The organism is Hwanghaeella sp. 1Z406 (assembly GCF_048892425.1).
In the GTDB taxonomy this organism is placed as follows: Bacteria; Pseudomonadota; Alphaproteobacteria; order UBA8366; family Aestuariispiraceae; genus Pacificispira.
In genome coordinates, this window is record NZ_JBLZHU010000003.1 from 1 (window position 1) to 18,320 (window position 18,320).

Genomic DNA, 18,320 nt, shown 5'->3' on the forward strand with positions numbered 1-18,320 from the left:
ATACCACATCCCCGGGGGGAGACATGGCTGATAACGCGCCCAGATATCATCTAAGCACATCCACCTAAGCTCAAAGGGTATTCTCATTGATCCAATCTCACCACCCAACCAGCACCCTAAAGTACCAACCAAGCAGCTCAAACGTAACTTGACTATTCATCAAGATACACAATCAACCGCAGCCACAAAGACCACCGCCAACCGCGTATCCCTTCCATATATCAACAATGTCAAATAACAAAACTCGGTACTCATTCCGACACAGTCGCCAAAAAAGAGGCCGAATTTTCCCTCACCCACCCGATTCGGGTTGGCGCAAGATTTCAGCTTAATCTTTGATCTGCTACGCTTCAATCAAAATCGACGGTTAAAGTCGAGAGACTGAAGCGCCGGGTCAGTGTGGCCACCGGGTTGGACCCCGCTGTCTCGCTGACGGACGGGGTATAGGCCCCAGCGCCGACCCGTGCAAGCAAAAATTACGAAAATAAGTCGGTTTTTTTCAATTTTTTTCGAGACCCCGGATTGCCGCGCTTTACCACGCCCCCAAAGCCCGCAGTTCCGCTGCGAGAGAGGCTGGCAACGCATCATTTTCAGTCCCGGCTTTTAAATCTGGCGGCGCGTCATCCGCCTTTAGATACCGCCATCCCTGAAACGGGCGATGCGGCCAGGGATCCGTCGGCACCAATTCTGGGGAGAGTATAATCCGACAATAAGGGCGCGAATCCGGATCATCGTCCTGAGGTTCCGGCTCAAAACCGAGTATGCCTTGGCGCACCGCCATCTGCCCCTTGATGATCCAGTAAAGTGACCCCCCTCCCTGCAATATCTCCTCAAACCGTCTGGGCCAGGTGCGGGTGGTGTGCCAGATCTTGCCGCCATTCAGGCGCAGCCGACCGGTCTGCCAGTGTTGCAGATCCTCGATACTGTCCGCTCCGACACAGAGTTTTCGGATATTCAGGGCCATGGGGTTTGTCTCTCACCAATAATACGACAGACACAAAGGCTATGAGATTCTGGAAGGGGAACCAACCCTGCACGCACGCCCCCGACTTTCAGAACCTCATTGAACATCAATAAACATCGACGCATAGGAATCGTAGTCAGTGACGCGGCGCTCTCTGCCGACCCAGAGCGTATTGCGGCGGCGTCGATCCGGCCCGAAATAGCTTGTTGTGCGAATGTAACGGCGCGGATGGTCAAGCACCTGGGTGATACGCCCATACAGAGAGGGGGCAGAGAGCGGCTTTGCAATGATTTCAGTCGCCCCTGCATCCCGGGCTTCCACGACGCGCCTGGGGTCCGAATTTCCAACCATCATAATGATCGGAAGATAGGGATTGCTGCTGTGCAGGGATTGACGAATGAACATTGTAATTTCGATCCCGTCCGTTGGCGTCACATCCACATCCAGGATCACTATATCCGGCAGCGTATGGCGGAACTGAGCCAAGGCGGAAGTTCCATCTGAAAAGTCCGGCCCGTCCGGAACCCCAAAGGACCGCAAGAAACGCCGCACAGTTTTCCGAATGCGCGGGCTGTTATCAATGATGCTTATGGTAAGATTTGAAAAGTCACGATCCACGCAGACATTCCCTTACCGATGCGCAAACTTTACTCAAGAGACGCATCCGTTGCCACAGGCCACCCTGCCCGCAGGCCCCATCGACACTGCGGTGCGGCTCAAAATCTAGCGGCAGATCAGGATCAGTTACAAGGTCTGTCAGACGCTAACCAGCGCGTTTTGTCAGCAAGGCACGCCCAACCCGGGAAGACACATCACGCCGCACCATTTTAGCGGAAAACTGAACCGCATCCAGCAAACGCTCCATATCAATACCGGTCTCAATCTCACTTTGCATGAAGCTGTAGACCACATCTTCTGTCGCGACATTGCCAGTCGCCCCCTTGGCGTAGGGACATCCCCCCAATCCCCCGACTGAGGAGTCAAAGGTCCGAATCCCACATGCCAAAGCAGCCCAGATATTGGCCAAAGCCTGACCATAGGTGTCGTGGAAGTGGCCGGCGATCTGGGCCATCGGCACCTTTTGTGAGACGGCCTGGATCAACGCCCTGGTTTCCACCGGCGTGCCGGTCCCGATCGTATCCCCCAGAGAAACTTCATAACAACCGAGTTGAACAAGTCTTTCCGCAACAGCAGCAACGGCGTCCGGGGCGATCTTTCCCTCATAGGGACAGCCCAGAACGCAAGAGATATAGCCGCGCACTTTAAGGCCCGCAGAAAGCGCCCCCTCACAAACGGCAGCGAAACGATCAATCGACTCTGCGATGGAACAATTGATATTGCGCTGTGAAAAACTCTCAGACGCAGCGGCAAAGACGGCGACCTCTTGCACACCATGGTCAAGCGCGGCCTCCAACCCTTTCATATTCGGGGTCAGCATTGGATAGGAAACGCCAGGCAACTTTTCAATGCGGTCAAACACCTGCCCCGAATCTGCCATTTTCGGCACCCATTTCGGGGAGACAAAACTGCCAACCTCAATTGCTGGCAATCCAGTCTGGTTCAGCAGATGGATCAAGTGAATTTTATCTTCTGTCGAAACCGCTGCCTTTTCATTCTGCAGCCCATCCCGGGGGCCCATTTCGACGATTCGAACGCGATCCGTCATGACGCTGTCTCCGGCTCCTCAAATGTAATCAACACCGCGCTGTCTGGCACCTGCTCTCCGACCGCGAAGGGAAGCGTTGCGACGATCCCTTCTGCGGGGGCCTTGATGGTATGTTCCATTTTCATCGCTTCCAGAATCATCAGCGATTGTCCGGCCGCCACTGCCTCCCCGGCCGAAACAAAGACGGCGGTGACCTTGCCGGGCATTGGTGCCGTCAGGGCATGATCCAACTGGTCTATCCCCGCAGCCATCGCAAAGGGGTCCACCTGAACTAGGCTGATCGTTTGATCGCCCAGGAACAGCGTGATGCGATCCCCGGTCTGGGTATATCCGATATCATAGCGAATCCCGTCAATGCGCCCGATGAGCCGATCATCCGTCCGGTCCATCAGAACCGCAGAATGAGTGTCCCCCGACGCCAGATCAATCTGCCAGGCGCCGTCTTGATAGATTGCTGCAATTTGGCAAGTGCCCTCCACATCCTGGAAGATCAAATCCACGGCCGCAGCGTCACTGAGGCGCCATCCATTGGTACGTGCCCAGGGACTATGGGAATCTGATCCGGCCATAGCAATCTCGCGCGCCGCTTGGGCTTGCATGTCGAGCGCCAACAGGCTGGCAAGGGTCAAGGCGATCGTCGAGGCGCGCACCTTGCCGGGCAACAACACATCTTCTTTTGCCGCGATGAACCCAGTATCCAGCATCCCGGATTTGAAATCTGGATGAGAGAGAACCCGGATCAGAAAATCACGATTGGTGGAAATCCCCGCGACCTCTGTGTCCCGCAGCGCCTGAATAAGAGTTGCGATGGCCTGATCGCGATCATCCCCCTGGGCGATCACCTTTGCGATCATCGGATCATAGTAAGGGGAAATGGCATCCCCTTCGCGCACGCCGGTATCAATACGCACGCCGTCTGATTCCGCTGGGAACCGCAAATGGGTCAGGGTGCCAATGGAGGGCAGGAAGCCGCCATCGGGATCTTCCGCATACAGTCGGACTTCAACAGCATGGCCAAAGGCAAAAATCTCTGCCTGTTCCATCGGCAGTCTTTCCCCCGACGCGACGCGCAATTGCCATTCCACCAGATCCTGGCCGGTCACAGCCTCCGTCACCGGATGTTCAACCTGCAGGCGGGTATTCATCTCCATGAAGAAGAAATCACCGGGCGTGCCATCGGCTTTTGTCTCGGCAATGAATTCGACTGTCCCGGCCCCCTGGTAACCGACGGCTTTGGCAGCCGCAACGGCCGCATCACCCATCTTAGCGCGCAGGTCTTCAGGCATACCGGGCGCGGTTGCTTCCTCCACGACCTTTTGATGGCGGCGCTGGATGGAACAATCCCGCTCGAAAAGATGCACGGCATTACCATGACTATCCGCGAAAACCTGCATTTCAATATGGCGGGGGCGGGTCACGAAACGCTCTACCAGAACCCGATCATCGCCAAAGCTGGATGCGGCCTCTCGTTTGCACGATGCCAGCGCTTCCTGAAAATCCGCCGATTGCTCCACAAGGCGCATGCCTTTTCCCCCGCCCCCGGCAGACGCCTTGATCAGGACAGGATAGCCGATCCCGTCGGCTTCCATCTGCAAATGATCCGGATCCTGATTGGCCCCATGATAGCCAGGCGTCAGCGGGACGCCCGCCTTGTCCATCAGGGCTTTAGCCTCTGATTTCGACCCCATGGCCCGGATTGCACTGGCAGGTGGGCCAATGAAGACAATGCCAGCCTTTTCGCAGGCTTCAGCAAAATCCGCATTCTCGGACAGGAATCCATAGCCAGGATGGATCGCCTCCGCCCCTGTATCCTTAGCAGCTTTAAGAATGACATCGCCCAGCAAGTAACTTTCCCGCGCCGGGGCGGGGCCGATATGAACCGCCTGATCCGCCAATGCCACATGCAGGGCATCGGCATCGGCGTCGGAATAGACCGCGACCGTCTCCACCCCCAATCGGCGGGCCGTTGCGATGACCCGACAGGCGATTTCACCCCGATTAGCGATCAATATCCGCTTAAACATCCCAGTATCCCTTTAAAAGCATCATTCCGCCGCGGCCAGGTGACGGGTTACATCCGGCATTTCCGCCATCCATTGCTGAGCATTGGGAATGGCATCCTGCAAATGTTGATCGCGCCAATCCTCAAAGGACCAGGGCTGGAAATCGATGGATCCATGCAGCCGATGGATCGCCTCGACATCGGGCACGAAGGCCTGAGCCTGTTGACCATCGCTGAGGGTGAAGCGGCCCAGCTTGTATTCGTCCCATTCATACCAGGCGACACGCAGGGCTTCTTGCGCTGACAAATCCCGGATCAACAGACAGTCCAGAAGGGTGTCTTCCTGTGTCGGGAAAATGCCTGGAAATCCATCCCCGGCAATGATCCGGGCCAACTCATGATTGGGCAGGGCGACGGGCTGAATATCAGCATTGTCCATCGGTCGCCCAACAACGATCTCAAACACAGCCGGTGCGCGCAAGGAGCCATAGAACAGGCTGGGCAGACCCAGACTGTGAGACTCCTGCGCCAGGAAACTGGCGCGCTCCCGCTCTACCGTTGCAAAAACATCTACTTTTTCCATGCGGGACTCCGTTTCTCAAAAAAAGCGGCCATGCCTTCCTTCGCTTCCGGTGTGGCGCGCAGGCGGGCGATGCGGTGAACAGTATCTTCGATCACCTCTGCGGTGATTGGGCGATCAACAGAAAAAACAAGATCTTTTGCTTCCCGCGCGGCGATAGGCCCGACGGCCAAAATTGACTGAACCACCGCATCAACGGCGGTATCCAAGGCGTCTTCCTCAACCACGTCATGCAGCAAGCCAAAGCGCAGGGCTGTTAGTGCGTCAAACCGTTCCGCTGTTTGGAAATACCGCCGGGCGGCGCGCGCGCCAATTGCATCGACCACATAGGGGCTGATGGCAGACGGAATAATGCCCAGTTTCACTTCCGACAGGCAGAAACTGGCGCGGGTCGATCCGATGGCGATGTCGCAGCAGGCGACCAGTCCAACGCCACCGCCAAAGGCCGCACCCTGCACCCGGGCAATCACAGGCTTGGGCAGGAAATTGATGACCCGCAGCATTTCAGCCAAGCCCCCCGCATCGGCCAGATTCTCGTCGAAAGAATAGCCCGCGACACGCTGCATCCAAGTCAGATCTGCCCCGGCAGAAAAGCTCTTCCCCTCCGCCTCTAGAATGATAACACGGATATCGGAGTCTTCTCCTAGCGTTGTAAAAGCCTCGGTCAGGCCCAGAATCAAGGCATCATCAAAGGCATTATGTCGATCAGGGTTGGTCAGTCGCAGATGCGCGACCGGACCGTCCCTTAGGATTGTGAATTTCTGATCAGGCATCGAGTCTCTCCTACATCCGGAACAGGCCAAAGCGTGTCGGCTCAATGGGCGCATTCATCGCCGCCGATAGGCCAAGACCCAGGACCATACGTGTGTCTTTCGGATCGATAATGCCATCGTCCCATAACCGGGCAGAGGCATAGTAGGGATGCCCCTGATCCTCATATTGCTGGCGGATCGGGTCCATAAAGGCCGCCTTTTCTTCCGCAGACCAGGAGGTGCCTTTCTTGGTCATATTGTCTTCTTTCACCGTCGCCAAGACGCTGGCGGCCTGTTCACCCCCCATGACGGAGATGCGCGCATTGGGCCACATCCACAAGAATCTGGGCGAATAGGCCCGCCCGCACATGCCATAATTCCCTGCCCCAAAACTGCCGCCCAGAATGACGGTGAACTTTGGAACCTGTGTCGTGGCAACGGCGGTCACCAGCTTGGCTCCGTCCTTTGCAATGCCGCCAGATTCATATTTGGACCCGACCATGAATCCGGTGATGTTCTGCAGGAAAACCAGCGGAATGTTCCGTTGCGAACACAGTTCAATAAAATGAGCGCCCTTCAGAGCGGATTCTGAAAACAGGATTCCGTTATTGGCAATGATGCCCACGGGGTAGCCCCAGATATGGGCAAAACCGCAGATCAAGGTCGTGCCATAGAGTTTCTTGAACTCGTCGAACTCCGATCCATCAACGATACGCCCGATCACTTCGCGCACATCGTAGGGCTTCTTTAGGTCGGTCGGGACAACGCCATACAGGTCATCCGGGTTCAGCACGGGATCGCGCGGCGGTAGGGTTTTCACGCCCATGGGCTTTGTGCGGTTCAGATTGCCAACGATCTTCCGGGCAATCGAAAGAGCATGGGTATCATTTTCTGCAATATGATCGGTCACACCAGAGACACGGGAATGCACTTCTGCCCCTCCCAGATCCTCCGCAGAAACCTCTTCACCGGTCGCTGCCTTCACCAGAGGCGGACCGCCCAGAAAGATCGTGCCCTGATTGCGCACGATGATGCTTTCTTCAGACATTGCCGGGACATAGGCCCCGCCGGCTGTACAGGACCCCATAACAACCGCGATCTGGGCAATGCCTTGGGCGGACATATTGGCCTGATTGTAAAAGATACGCCCGAAATGATCGCGATCTGGAAAGACCTCGTCTTGGTTGGGCAGGTTCGCGCCACCAGAATCGACCAGATAAATACAGGACAGATTATTCTGCTGCGCGATTTCCTGGGCACGGACATGTTTCTTTACGGTCAGCGGATAATAGGTCCCGCCCTTTACCGTCGCATCATTGGCGACGATAACGCATTCCTGACCCGCGACGCGACCAATCCCGGTTATGACACCCGCGCCGGAAATCGTGTCATCATACATGCCATACGCTGCCAATTGCGACAGTTCCAGGAAGGGTGATCCAGGGTCAAGTAAGGTGCGCACCCGATCATGCGGCAACAGCTTACCACGGGACAAATGACGCTCCCGCGCGACCTCCCCACCCCCCAATTTAACGGCGGCAAGCTTTGCCTTCAGATCCTCGACAAGCGCAGTCATTGCCGCTGTATTGGCAATCGCCTCTTCCGATTTGGGATCATACGCACTGGTCAATTGGGTCATACTGCGTCCTTTAAGTCCTATAAAAACAATCAGGCAGTAACCCTAGAGATTACCATCCACCCCGTGTCATCCAGGCATCCATCATATCCATGCGATCGACGCCCCAGAATCTCTCTCCATCGATGAAGAAGAAAGGCGAGCCGAATACACCCCGGTCCATCGCCGCCTGTGTTTCTGATTTCAACAGGTCTTTCATCGGCTGTGACCGGATAACAGCCGCCACTTCATCAGAATTCAAACCGACTGACTCTGCCGCTTCCAATACAGGGACGACCTGGGCCACATCCGTCCCTTCTGCAAAGGCCTTTCGAAAGACCGCATGAATCAACGACACGGCCTTTTCTGGATATTCCTGCTGAACCCACAGCGTTGCCCTGGCAGCATTGACGGTCAAGACGGGGAAAACCGGCGGCCAATGGAACGGAATGTTGTAGAAGCCGGAACACCGTTCGATATCATGTTTGGAATACGGCCCCTTGATCGGATAGCTGACCAGAGATTGTGTCCCTTCCTGCTTAAAGATCGCGCCTAACAGAATTGGTTTCCAAACCACAACACGACCATGCTTATCCGCCAGGGCTTCCACCATTTCTGATGCGAAATAGCCATAGGGGGAGGAATAGTCGAAATAGAAATCGAGTGTCTGCTGTGTCATCGCCTGCCCTATCTCGTGCCCGATCAAGCAGCCAAGGACCGGGCGATCAGCATGCGCTGGATATCGCTGGTCCCCTCGTAAATCTTGGTCACCCGCACATCGCGGGCCATGCGTTCCAGTGGGAAATCCTTCATGAAGCCATAGCCACCCAGAGTCTGTAATGCGTCAGAGACCACAACCTCTGCCATTTCAGTCGCAAAGAGCTTCGCCATAGAGGCTTCGGTCAGGCATGGCTGACCGGCATCCTTCATCGCAGCCGCATGCAGGATCATCTGGCGTGCAGCATGCAGTTTGGTTGCCCCATCGGCCAATCGGAATCCGACCGCCTGATGCTGCATGATCGGCTGGCCCATGGAGGTGCGTTCCTTGGCATAGCCGACGGCATAGTCCAGCGCGGCCCGCGCGATGCCCAGGGCCTGGGCGGCAATCCCGATGCGCCCGCCTTCCAGATTGGACAGCGCGATTTTATAGCCCTGCCCTTCTTCGCCCAACATCAGGTCGGGCGTCACCTCTACCCCTTCAAACCGCAGGGCACAGGTATCAGATGCATTCAGGCCCATCTTCTTTTCGATCCGCTCTACGACATACCCTTTGGTATCGGTGGGGACCAGAAAGGCGGAAATCCCGCGCTTGCCCGCATCCGGATCGGTGACAGCAAAGACCAGGGCAACGCCCGCAGTCGATCCATTGGTAATGAATTGTTTAGACCCATCAATCACCCATTTATTGCCGTCTTTGCGTGCCTTGGTTTTAATTGCGGACGCATCGGACCCGGCATGTGCCTCGGTCAGACAAAAGGCACCGATCATTTCGCCGCGCGCCAAGGGCTTCAGGAACCGTTCTTTCTGTTCATCGGTGCCATATCGCAGGACCGGCATGCAGCCGACAGAGTTATGCACGCTCATAATCGTCGATACAGACCCATCGCCCGCCGCGATTTCCTCCAGTGCCATGGCATAGGAAACCGTGTCCGTGCCAGCGCCATCCCATTCGGGCGGGACCATCATGCCCATCATGCCAAGCTGCGCCATCGCGTCGATCGCTTCCTTGGGGAAACGACATTCACGATCCCATTCCTCGGAATTAGGCGCCAGTTGCTCGGTCGCAAAGTCCCGCGCCATTTCGCGGATCATCATCTGCTCTTCGGTCAAAATCATGGTCGTTTCTCCCAGTTCGGTCAGCCTGATCCGGCTGGCTCTATTTGCCCATAAGATCCGGCACGCTGTCGACGATACTGAACTGACCGGTTTTCGGATCATGGGCCAGCATGTTGCCGGTATTGATATCAAACCACCAGCCATGCAGACGCAAAGAACCGTCATCAACCCGGCTTTGAATCCAGGGAAAGCCTTTCAAATTACGGATAGACGTTTTGATCGTCGCCATCTCCACGGCAGCCTCGGACCCCGGATCATCTGCACCATGCATGGCGCAGGCATCTTCCGCCAGCGCCATCCATGCCCCAATAAATTCCCGATCTTCCAGTTTATTGCCCTGATGGATGGAGCGCATGGCCTGCACACCGCCGCATTGATGATGACCCAGAATAACGATTTCCCGAACACCCAGATCCTTTACCGCAAATTCAATCGCCGACGATGTCCCATGATGGGATGAATCCGGACTGTATGGCGGCACCAGGGCGGCAACGTTGCGCACCACGAATATCTCCCCTGGATCCGCATTGAACAGGATCGCCGGGTCAACGCGGCTGTCAGAACAGGCGATGACCATGATCTCCGGCTTCTGACCTTCTTCTGCCAATTGCCGGGTCAGGTCGCCGCGCTTTTCATGATACAGCGCCCGATAGCTGCGATATCCCGCCAGCAGTCGATTAATTGGATTCACCAGGGAAGCTCCTTTCCATCATAATTAAAGAATTGACCTGTTTGGCCAGCACCCAGCCCATCAACGACGGCTTTCATGCCACCGGCGGACTGGTTGGTATCGATGTCTGCCCCGGTCCCTCCCATATCCGTGCGCACCCATCCGGGATGCATCACAACGGTTCTGATATCACGCGGGGCCAGCTCTTTCGCCAGGCTGGATACCGCCATATTCAAGGCGGACTTGGAGGACCGATAGGCATATGCCCCCCCGGAGTTCAGGGCGACAGACCCCATCTTGCTGGTTGTGAAGGTCAGTTTGCGCTGGGTCGAGGCCGCAACGTTCTCCAACAGGGCGCGACATAACAAGATTGGCGCGATCGTATTGATGCGAAATGTTTCCAGCCATTCCTGCGCAGACAGGTCCATCAACATCTGACCCTTGTCCAGATAGACCCCGGCATTGTTCCACAACACGTCAATGGGACGTCCCGCCAATGATTTTGCTGCGGCAGCCACGGATGCTTCATCGGCAACATCCAGCGTCAAAGGCTCCCCCACCAAATCCGCCGAATTCGGATTGCGACAGGCGGCAATCACCGTCCATCCCTCGGCATCATACAGTTCCGCCAGGCGTTTTCCGATACCGCGATTGGATCCTGTGATCAGGATTGTTGGCATATTTAATCAACCTCTTTCTTTTACTGCAGGCGTTTGACCGCCAGGGCCGTGGCCTCACCACCGCCAATACATAAGGAGGCGACGCCCGTCTGCAAATCATAGGTCTTTAAAGCATTCAGCAGTGTGACCAGAATACGCGCGCCAGATGCCCCAATTGGATGACCAAGCGCACAGGCACCCCCATGGATGTTCACCTTATCACGGGGCAGGTCAAGGTCATGCATCGCCGCCATGGCCACAACCGCGAAAGCCTCATTGACCTCATACAGATCCACCGCGTCTTTTGACCAACCTGCCTTGTCCAGGCATTTGCGGATTGCCTCGACCGGGGCGGTCGTGAACCAAGCCGGGGCCTGTGCATGGGTCGCATGCGACACAATCTCTGCCAGCGGGGTCAGGCCACGACGCTGTGCCTCTGACCGGCGCATCAGCACCAGGGCCGCCGCACCATCGGAAATGGAGGAGGAATTGGCGGGCGTCACCGTGCCATCCTTCGCAAAAGCAGGCTTCAGGGTCGGGATCTTATCTGGATTGGCAGTGCGGGGTTGTTCATCCAGGTTGACCGTCACCTCGCCTTTTCGGGTTTTCAGGGTGATCGGTGCGATTTCCGCCTCAAATGTGCCATCGGCTTGCGCCTTCTGGGCACGGGTTAAGCTTTCAATCGCAAAGGCATCCTGGGCGTCGCGCGTGAACTGATAATAGGTCGCGGTTTCCTCTGCAAAGGTCCCCATCAGGCGCCCCTTGTCATAGGCATCTTCCAGCCCGTCCAGGAACATATGGTCGATCACCTGACCATGGCCCAACCGCATGCCGCCCCGCGCCTTAGGCAACAGATAGGGCGCGTTTGTCATACTCTCCATCCCGCCCGCAATCATCACATCGGCACTGCCCGCGATCAGCAGATCATGGGCCAGCATCGTCGCCTTCATGCCGGACCCACACATTTTATTGATAGTGGTACAGCCCGCCGATTGGGGCATACCCGCCCCCAGACTGGCCTGACGCGCCGGGGCCTGACCCAGACCGGCGGGCAGCACATTGCCGAAGATCACTTCGCCCACATCCTCGCCCGACACACCGGCGCGAGACAGTGCCTCACGGATCGCGACCGAGCCAAGCTCAGGGGCGGTCGCCTCCTTCAGGTCGCCCTGAAAGCTGCCCATAGGCGTGCGCGCGGCACCGACAATAACGATTGGGTCCTGTTGGGTCATCGTTGCGTTCCTTTGGTTACGCCGTCTCGTTAAACAATTCGCGGCCGATCAGCATGCGGCGGATTTCTGAGGTGCCCGCTCCAATCTCATACAGTTTGGCATCGCGCAGCAGGCGGCCCGTCGGACTTTCATTGATATAGCCCATGCCGCCCAGGACCTGGATCGCCTCCAGCGTCATCCAGGTTGCCTTTTCTGCGGCATACAGAATCGCACCCGCCGCGTCCTTGCGGGTTGTTTGACCACGATCACAGGCTTTGACCACAGCATAGACATAGGCCTTGCAGGCATTCATCGTGGTATACATATCGGCCAGCTTGCCCTGCATCAGCTGGAATTCTCCGATGGCCTGGCCGAACTGTTTGCGCTCGTGCAGATAGGGCAGCACCACATCCATACAGGCCTCCATAATGCCCAACGGACCGGCCGCCAGCACAGCGCGCTCATAATCCAACCCGCTCATCAGGACTTTGACGCCCCTATTCAGACCGCCCAGAATATTCTCCTCTGGTACTTCACAATTTTCGAATACCAGTTCCCCGGTATGGGAGCCGCGCATCCCCAGCTTGTCTAGCTTTTGCGCGACGGAGAATCCTTTGAAATCCTTTTGCACCAGAAAGGCGGTGATGCCCTTGGATCCAGCGTCTGGGTCGGTCTTGGCATAGATCACCATGGTATCGGCATCAGGGCCATTGGTGATCCACATCTTGGTGCCATTCAGGATATAGCGATCGCCCTTCTTTTCGGCCCGCAGCTTCATGCCCACAACGTCAGAGCCCGCGCCGGGTTCAGACATCGCCAAGGCCCCGACATGATCCCCGGAAATCAGTTTCGGCAGATAGCGCTGTTTCTGCTCTTCCGTACCATTGCGGCGGATCTGATTGACGCACAAATTGGAATGGGCGCCATAGCTGAGGCCCACAGAGGCAGAGGCGCGGCTGATTTCCTCCATCGCGATGGCATGTTCCAGATAGCCCATGCCAGCGCCGCCATATTCTTCCTCAACCGTGATGCCCAACAGCCCCATATCGCCGAATTTCTTCCACATATCCATTGGGAATTGATCGGTCTTGTCGATCTCCGCCGCGCGGGGGGCCAGCTCGTCAGACACAAAGCTGGAGACGCTGTCACGCAGCATCTCGGCGGTTTCGCCCAGATCAAAGTCCAGCGTCGGATAGGAATTGGAAATCATGGCTTCGTTTCCTCACGTTAAGTTTCAGTAAGCCGCTCTTGTTCTCAGGCGGCCTTATCGTCGGACATACCGTCCATTGTCATTAAGGTGCACAGGGCCGTCGCGCAGAGTTTACGCTTACCCGCTGTCTCTCCATAAATCCGCGCTTCACAGACTGTCAGGCGGCGGCCGGGCTTTAGCACCTGCCCCGTCGCAATCAGGAACTCGCCCTTGCCGGGAGAGACGATGTTGATCTTGTATTCCACCGTCAGGATCGAATCCTGGGGCGCCAACAGCGTGAAGGCGCAGTATCCCCCGGCATTATCGGCCATGGTCCCGATCACGCCGCCATGGAAATAGCCATGCTGCTGGCTCAGTTCCGGGCGATATGGCAACCGTATCTCAACATGACCTGGGGAGACAGCGGTAAGCTGCGCGCCCAATGTCGCCATGAACCCCTGACGGGCAAAACTGTCGCGGGTGCGGCTTTCAAAATCTGGGTTGTGGACTTGAAATTCACTCATGCCGCAGCCTCCGCAGGCAAAGGTTTCAGGATAGATGTGATCCGTGCTGCAACCGAGCCTGGAAACTGTGTCGCCTTATGGGCCGCGCGATCCAGGCATGCCACGGTGTAGGTACAGGTCGCAGCTAATGTTTCGACACCGTCTTGGCCATCATCGATCAAAACATAGAGGCGATGATGAAACCGGGCTGTTTTCGGCTTCAGCCAAACGAAGCGACTGCGCACCAGGAAGCTTTCCCCCGGAAATAATTCCCGATGATAGGTCAACCGGGATTCCAGGGCTGCAATGCCAATTTGCTGATCCTGCATAACCGTCGGGGTCATTCCAACGCTGTTCCAGAACGCCCAGGTCGCCTCATCAAATTTACGGGTATAGGCTGCGACATTCATATGGCCCATATGATCGCAGTCATCGCTGTAGACCGTGCTGCGGCCCGTGATATCATCAGAACCGAAATCAATTGTTGTCATTCCGCCGCCTCCTTCGATCCTGCACGGGCCAATTCTGTCAGGCGTTGGCGACAGGTCCGGTCTACCTCGTCCAATTCTTTCAGGGTTAACTCAATATCTTTGCGTTTTTGTTCCAGGTCGTCCCGACGCTCCTGAATTTTGTCGAGGAAGTGCTGCAACTGACCCAGCTCCCCCGGATCGGCGTGATACAGGTCAATGATTTCGCGAATTTCCGCCAGGGTGAAACCCAGCCGTTTTCCCCGCAGGATCAAGGTCAAACGAACGCGGTCGCGGGGATGATACAGGCGCTGTTGCCCCTGACGTTCCGGGGTCAACATGCCTTCAGCTTCATAAAAACGGATGGTCCTGGCCGTGACACCAAAGTCCCGCACCAAGTCTGCAATGGTATGAACCTTGTTCCCCGGCATCGATGGTCCTTCAAAAGGGTCAATGGTGGCAGGTCTGAATTGCGGTGTATTAAACCACCCTCAAAAAGCAAGACACACCGTAGTTAACGTTTACGTAAACGTCAATTATGATTCTTCAGATAATTCTTCACAGTCACGGTCATCAGGCCGACAGCCATCTTACTCTGTAGTGGACTTCTGAACCGGATCCGGAAGCGTCAGGGCCGGGTTCAACAACGCCCGCGGTTTCTTCCCACGGTAGGATTCGCGGTACAGAATATACAGGCCCGCCCCGACGATGATACTGGCCCCAATTATCGTCCAGTGGCCGGGGACTTCCGACAGAAAAATCCAACCGGCCAATGTGCCCCACAAAACGCCGCTATATTCAAAAGGCGCGACAATCGACGGCGATGTTCGGGCATAGGCGCTGGTCAACATGATGAATCCGAAAGATGCGATTAATGCCGTCAAGGCGATCAGGCCAAAATCCGACAGATCTGGCATAATCCATGGGCGCAGCATGAATTGAATACTGGGATGATCCGCCGGATCAAAGAATGCCCCACCGCCCAGGAACAAACCCAACAGGATACTGCCGACGATAAAGGACAGCATCTGATAGAATGCGATGCTGGCCCCGGACATTTGCGAACTCAGCTTCCGGGTCAGAATCGCCATGACGGCATAGCTGACGCAACTTAAGACCGCGAAACCAGCCGCCGGGTCCAGGATATTGCCCGACGGCCCGACCACGACAATCACCCCCATAAATCCAACAAAAATCGCCACCCAGCGACGCCACCCAACGGCCTCACCCAACAGAAACACCGATAGCAAGCTGATCACAATGGGGCTGCAATAGGTGATGGTCACGGTCGCTGCCAATGTCAGCTTTGCCATTGCCAGATAATAGCTCATAAAACAGGTCATGCCGCAGGTGCCCCGCAGCACGATGATCCAAGGTCTTACGATGCGAAATCCAGCCCAGCCATTGCGCCAGTAAACATAAAGCCCCATCAGCCAGATCGCCAATCCCCCCCGCATGAAAATCAGTTCATGAACCGGATAATGGGGGCTGAGTGTCCGCACGATGACATCTTGCAGGGTGAAAATGAATAACCCCCCGCTGAGCAGAAATACCGATAACACGGTGGACGGTTCGGCCGTTGAAACCGGGGGATCATTCAGAGGGGCAGAGGCAGAGCTCATATCGGTCCTTATCACAGTCGCCAAGCCTGATGAAAAGGACTGACAGACTCAAATCTGCCGTGAATTGATCAGGCCATCCGATCCAACAGCGTCCTACATTGCCCCGCCAGCGACGCCTGCCCAAGGTATCCCCAAGGTATCCTATGGGACACACACCCCGTGAGTGCGTAAAAACCAGGCCAAAAGAGAAAGCCATTCACAACCAAACACTCTTATAGGGTGTCTGGAAAAAAGAAAAATGCGACCATTGCGATTTTATACTTCACCCGACATGGGAATGGTGTTACCTATTTTATGTGGACGTCTTCAATATGTGTTCACACATTCCCTCCCCGCTACCGCTCAGGCCCCATCCTGGGCGGTAGTCTTGTCTGGGCAACCTGTGTGAGCTTTATTCGAGCGCATGATGCTCTAAGCGCTGAAAAGGGCGATGGTAGATGGGGGCAGGCTCATTAAATCTGTCATGGCGCCAAAGGGACCAAAGCCACCACTGGTCTGGCGATCTTCCGCCTTATCCCGCGCGGCATCCATTTGGGCGTAGAGGGATTGTTCTGCCTGCAACAAGCGCAACTGCCCCAGAACCGCCTTCGCACCGCGCAGCGCCCGAGGGTCCGCGTCATTGTCGCTGAGATACTGAATTTGCTCTTCCTGCTGACGGATCAGGTCCAAAGTGCGGCTGCCTGTGCTGCTGCCCTGTCCCAAAGCGCGCGCGAAGGCGGCAACTGGAGAGGTTGAAAACACACTGTCCACCCCAAAAGGCAGCGACTGCATGTTGTACTGCATCAAATCCGTGTCGGATTGATCCAGCCGCCCCGCATTTTTCAAGTCATCTGCAAGGGAGATGATTTCATCCACCGACAGGGCGCTGAGATCATAGCGTCGCGCAATATTCTGGTCCGCCGAGTTTGATATCCCAGAGTTTCCATAAGCCTGGGCAGCCTCATCCGCACTGGCCAGGGCATTACCGGGCAATCCGTACCGCCCTTCCAGTGCATCATAGAACCGCGCCCGTCCCAAATCTCGGGCCAGATCGGCGGCATCCGGCGCAACGGTTTGTGACTGTTTCGCGGCCTCATAGGCTGTAGCGACCCGGTAAATGCTGGAATTGTTTGTCGGTAACATCGTGGCGGCCCTGTGTTGCAGAATGTATCTGCAAAAAGCCAAAGCAAGCGCCGTGCCTAATCAGACAAGAACCAATGTCGCCAGGCCCAAGAACACAAAGAAACCGACCACATCCGTGATTGTCGTCAAAAAGACTGTCGAGGCGATAGCGGGGTCCTGACCGATCCGTTCGATCACCAGGGGGATCAGAACGCCACTGAACCCCGCAATGATCAGATTCAGTACCATCGCGAAGGCAATTACCGCCCCCAGAATAGGATCACTGAACCACAACCAGGCGATTACCCCCATAATGGCGGCAAACAGGAAGCCATTGGCACAGCCCACCAGAACTTCCTTGGTCATGATTCGAACCGCATTGCGTGCCGTCAATTCATTGGTCGCCAACGCCCGCACCGCAACGGTCAGTGTCTGGGTCCCCGCATTTCCACCCATGGAGGCGACAATGGGCATCAGAACGGCCAGAGCCACAATTTTGCCCAGCGCATCTTCAAACAACCCGATCACCAGGGAGGCAACTATCGCCGTCCCTAAATTCACCAGCAACCAGGAAAACCGCAGACGGGTTGTTTCGAAGAAGTCAGAATAGAAGTCATCCTCACTAACCCCCCCAAGTTTCAGGATGTCATCCTCATGTTCTTCGTCCATGACATCGACGATATCATCGATGGTAACGACCCCGACCAGGACCCCGTCCGCATCGACAACCGGGGCTTCGACAAGGCCATATTGACGAAACAGAAAGGCCATATCTTCCTGATCCATATCCGCAGGCATGACCTTCACGTCGGTTTCCATGATGGCGGAGATGGGCACCACCCGCTTGGTCCGCAGCAATTTTGAAAGCTGTACCAATGCGACCGGCTTATGCGACGGCGTGACGACAATGATGTTATAGAAATCATCGGGCAGGTCGGTATCTTCACCCCGCATAAAGTCTATGGTCTGACCAACAGTCCAGAAATCGGGGATGGTCACGGTTTCCCGCCGCATCAATCGCCCGGCGGAATACTCCGGATAGCTCAGCCCCTGTTCATAGAGGACCCGGTCTTCGGCAGAGACCGTGTCGAGGATCTCGCGCTGATCCTCCTCGTCCAGATCTTCCAGAAAGTCGATGACGTCATCGGAATCCAGATCACGGACGATGTTTGCCAGCACGGAATTGGGCAATTCATCGACGATATCCTCGCGCACGGATTCATCGATATAGGAGAAAACATCGGAATCCAGCTCATCGCCCAGCGCATGAACCACCGACAGCCGGTCATCCGGGGACAGGCGTTCCAGCAAGTCCGCCAAATCCGCAGCATGCAGCGGCACCACCAGTTCCCGGATGGTGTCAGGCGGTGCGCCTTCATCAACGGCAGCCTCAACGGCCTCTACAGTCTCGTTTGATAGACCATACAGTTCGTCGAAGGCGTCGCCGTCTTCGCTATCCGTCTTTTCTGCCGCTTCCGACATA

General features: G+C 56.1%; 19 protein-coding genes. All 19 read right to left on the bottom strand.

Annotated features, from left to right (window positions below; genetic code table 11):
• Positions 1 to 532: 532 nt before the first annotated feature.
• Positions 533 to 964 (bottom strand): DUF1489 family protein, encoded by a 432-nt coding sequence (locus ACOSDR_RS07325; protein WP_420725805.1) that lies wholly within the window; start codon positions 962 to 964, stop codon positions 533 to 535.
• 96 nt (positions 965 to 1,060) lie between these two features.
• Positions 1,061 to 1,582 (bottom strand): response regulator, encoded by a 522-nt coding sequence (locus ACOSDR_RS07330; protein ID WP_420730820.1) that lies wholly within the window; start codon positions 1,580 to 1,582, stop codon positions 1,061 to 1,063.
• Between the two features lie 145 nt (positions 1,583 to 1,727).
• Positions 1,728 to 2,630 (bottom strand): hydroxymethylglutaryl-CoA lyase, encoded by a 903-nt coding sequence (locus ACOSDR_RS07335; RefSeq protein ID WP_420730821.1) that lies wholly within the window; start codon positions 2,628 to 2,630, stop codon positions 1,728 to 1,730.
• Positions 2,627 to 4,654: an acetyl/propionyl/methylcrotonyl-CoA carboxylase subunit alpha gene (locus ACOSDR_RS07340; RefSeq protein WP_420730822.1), complete on the bottom strand. Its 2,028-nt coding sequence runs from the start codon at positions 4,652 to 4,654 to the stop codon at positions 2,627 to 2,629. Before ACOSDR_RS07340 ends, ACOSDR_RS07335 begins: the two co-directional genes overlap by 4 nt.
• Positions 4,655 to 4,675: 21 nt before the next feature.
• A complete protein-coding gene (locus ACOSDR_RS07345) occupies positions 4,676 to 5,215 on the bottom strand; it encodes a hypothetical protein (protein WP_420730823.1) in 540 nt (179 codons plus the stop codon).
• A complete protein-coding gene (locus ACOSDR_RS07350) occupies positions 5,203 to 5,985 on the bottom strand; it encodes an enoyl-CoA hydratase/isomerase family protein (RefSeq protein ID WP_420730824.1) in 783 nt (260 codons plus the stop codon). Before ACOSDR_RS07350 ends, ACOSDR_RS07345 begins: the two co-directional genes overlap by 13 nt.
• 10 nt (positions 5,986 to 5,995) lie before the next feature.
• Positions 5,996 to 7,603, bottom strand: coding sequence for a carboxyl transferase domain-containing protein (locus ACOSDR_RS07355; protein ID WP_420730825.1), 1,608 nt, complete (start codon positions 7,601 to 7,603; stop codon positions 5,996 to 5,998).
• A 49-nt stretch (positions 7,604 to 7,652) separates the two neighbouring features.
• On the bottom strand, positions 7,653 to 8,258 hold the full coding sequence (locus ACOSDR_RS07360; RefSeq protein ID WP_420730826.1) for a 2-hydroxychromene-2-carboxylate isomerase: 606 nt from the start codon (positions 8,256 to 8,258) through the stop codon (positions 7,653 to 7,655).
• A 23-nt stretch (positions 8,259 to 8,281) separates the two neighbouring features.
• Positions 8,282 to 9,415, bottom strand: a complete 1,134-nt coding sequence (locus ACOSDR_RS07365) for an acyl-CoA dehydrogenase family protein (RefSeq protein WP_420730827.1) — start codon at positions 9,413 to 9,415, stop codon at positions 8,282 to 8,284.
• A gap of 40 nt (positions 9,416 to 9,455) precedes the next feature.
• Entirely contained in the window at positions 9,456 to 10,106 is a 651-nt protein-coding gene (locus ACOSDR_RS07370; protein ID WP_420725796.1) for a carbonic anhydrase, read from the bottom strand.
• Positions 10,103 to 10,765: an SDR family oxidoreductase gene (locus ACOSDR_RS07375; RefSeq protein ID WP_420730828.1), complete on the bottom strand. Its 663-nt coding sequence runs from the start codon at positions 10,763 to 10,765 to the stop codon at positions 10,103 to 10,105. The genes ACOSDR_RS07370 and ACOSDR_RS07375 overlap by 4 nt, the downstream gene beginning before the upstream one ends.
• A gap of 20 nt (positions 10,766 to 10,785) precedes the next feature.
• On the bottom strand, positions 10,786 to 11,976 hold the full coding sequence (locus tag ACOSDR_RS07380) for an acetyl-CoA C-acyltransferase (protein ID WP_420730829.1): 1,191 nt from the start codon (positions 11,974 to 11,976) through the stop codon (positions 10,786 to 10,788).
• Positions 11,977 to 11,992: 16 nt separating this feature from the next.
• A complete protein-coding gene (locus ACOSDR_RS07385) occupies positions 11,993 to 13,165 on the bottom strand; it encodes an isovaleryl-CoA dehydrogenase (protein ID WP_420730830.1) in 1,173 nt (390 codons plus the stop codon).
• Positions 13,166 to 13,209: 44 nt separating this feature from the next.
• On the bottom strand, positions 13,210 to 13,668 hold the full coding sequence (locus ACOSDR_RS07390; RefSeq protein WP_420730831.1) for a PaaI family thioesterase: 459 nt from the start codon (positions 13,666 to 13,668) through the stop codon (positions 13,210 to 13,212).
• On the bottom strand, positions 13,665 to 14,138 hold the full coding sequence (locus ACOSDR_RS07395; protein ID WP_420730832.1) for an acyl-CoA thioesterase: 474 nt from the start codon (positions 14,136 to 14,138) through the stop codon (positions 13,665 to 13,667). Before ACOSDR_RS07395 ends, ACOSDR_RS07390 begins: the two co-directional genes overlap by 4 nt.
• Entirely contained in the window at positions 14,135 to 14,545 is a 411-nt protein-coding gene (locus ACOSDR_RS07400; protein WP_420725790.1) for a MerR family transcriptional regulator, read from the bottom strand. The genes ACOSDR_RS07395 and ACOSDR_RS07400 overlap by 4 nt, the downstream gene beginning before the upstream one ends.
• A gap of 159 nt (positions 14,546 to 14,704) precedes the next feature.
• Positions 14,705 to 15,736, bottom strand: a complete 1,032-nt coding sequence (locus ACOSDR_RS07405; RefSeq protein WP_420730833.1) for a DMT family transporter — start codon at positions 15,734 to 15,736, stop codon at positions 14,705 to 14,707.
• A 411-nt stretch (positions 15,737 to 16,147) separates the two neighbouring features.
• Positions 16,148 to 16,858 carry a hypothetical protein gene (locus tag ACOSDR_RS07410; RefSeq protein WP_420730834.1) on the bottom strand — a complete coding sequence of 237 codons (711 nt, stop codon included), beginning with the start codon at positions 16,856 to 16,858 and terminating at the stop codon, positions 16,148 to 16,150.
• Between the two features lie 60 nt (positions 16,859 to 16,918).
• Positions 16,919 to 18,319 (bottom strand): magnesium transporter, encoded by a 1,401-nt coding sequence (gene mgtE / locus ACOSDR_RS07415; protein WP_420725787.1) that lies wholly within the window; start codon positions 18,317 to 18,319, stop codon positions 16,919 to 16,921.
• Position 18,320: the final 1 nt, after the last annotated feature.

Bases quoted from the DNA above. Each gene is read 5' to 3' on its own strand.
- ACOSDR_RS07375 (WP_420730828.1), bottom strand. From the start codon at position 10,765: ATGCCAACAATCCTGATCACAGGATCCAATCGCGGTATCGGAAAACGC.
- ACOSDR_RS07345 (WP_420730823.1), bottom strand. From the start codon at position 5,215: ATGGAAAAAGTAGATGTTTTTGCAACGGTAGAGCGGGAGCGCGCCAGT.
- ACOSDR_RS07390 (WP_420730831.1), bottom strand. From the start codon at position 13,668: ATGAGTGAATTTCAAGTCCACAACCCAGATTTTGAAAGCCGCACCCGC.
- ACOSDR_RS07340 (WP_420730822.1), bottom strand. From the start codon at position 4,654: ATGTTTAAGCGGATATTGATCGCTAATCGGGGTGAAATCGCCTGTCGG.
- ACOSDR_RS07385 (WP_420730830.1), bottom strand. From the start codon at position 13,165: ATGATTTCCAATTCCTATCCGACGCTGGACTTTGATCTGGGCGAAACC.
- ACOSDR_RS07325 (WP_420725805.1), bottom strand. From the start codon at position 964: ATGGCCCTGAATATCCGAAAACTCTGTGTCGGAGCGGACAGTATCGAG.
- mgtE (WP_420725787.1), bottom strand. From the start codon at position 18,319: ATGTCGGAAGCGGCAGAAAAGACGGATAGCGAAGACGGCGACGCCTTC.
- ACOSDR_RS07350 (WP_420730824.1), bottom strand. From the start codon at position 5,985: ATGCCTGATCAGAAATTCACAATCCTAAGGGACGGTCCGGTCGCGCAT.
- ACOSDR_RS07410 (WP_420730834.1), bottom strand. From the start codon at position 16,858: ATGTTACCGACAAACAATTCCAGCATTTACCGGGTCGCTACAGCCTAT.
- ACOSDR_RS07335 (WP_420730821.1), bottom strand. From the start codon at position 2,630: ATGACGGATCGCGTTCGAATCGTCGAAATGGGCCCCCGGGATGGGCTG.
- ACOSDR_RS07365 (WP_420730827.1), bottom strand. From the start codon at position 9,415: ATGATTTTGACCGAAGAGCAGATGATGATCCGCGAAATGGCGCGGGAC.
- ACOSDR_RS07355 (WP_420730825.1), bottom strand. From the start codon at position 7,603: ATGACCCAATTGACCAGTGCGTATGATCCCAAATCGGAAGAGGCGATT.
- ACOSDR_RS07400 (WP_420725790.1), bottom strand. From the start codon at position 14,545: ATGCCGGGGAACAAGGTTCATACCATTGCAGACTTGGTGCGGGACTTT.
- ACOSDR_RS07380 (WP_420730829.1), bottom strand. From the start codon at position 11,976: ATGACCCAACAGGACCCAATCGTTATTGTCGGTGCCGCGCGCACGCCT.
- ACOSDR_RS07360 (WP_420730826.1), bottom strand. From the start codon at position 8,258: ATGACACAGCAGACACTCGATTTCTATTTCGACTATTCCTCCCCCTAT.
- ACOSDR_RS07405 (WP_420730833.1), bottom strand. From the start codon at position 15,736: ATGAGCTCTGCCTCTGCCCCTCTGAATGATCCCCCGGTTTCAACGGCC.
- ACOSDR_RS07395 (WP_420730832.1), bottom strand. From the start codon at position 14,138: ATGACAACAATTGATTTCGGTTCTGATGATATCACGGGCCGCAGCACG.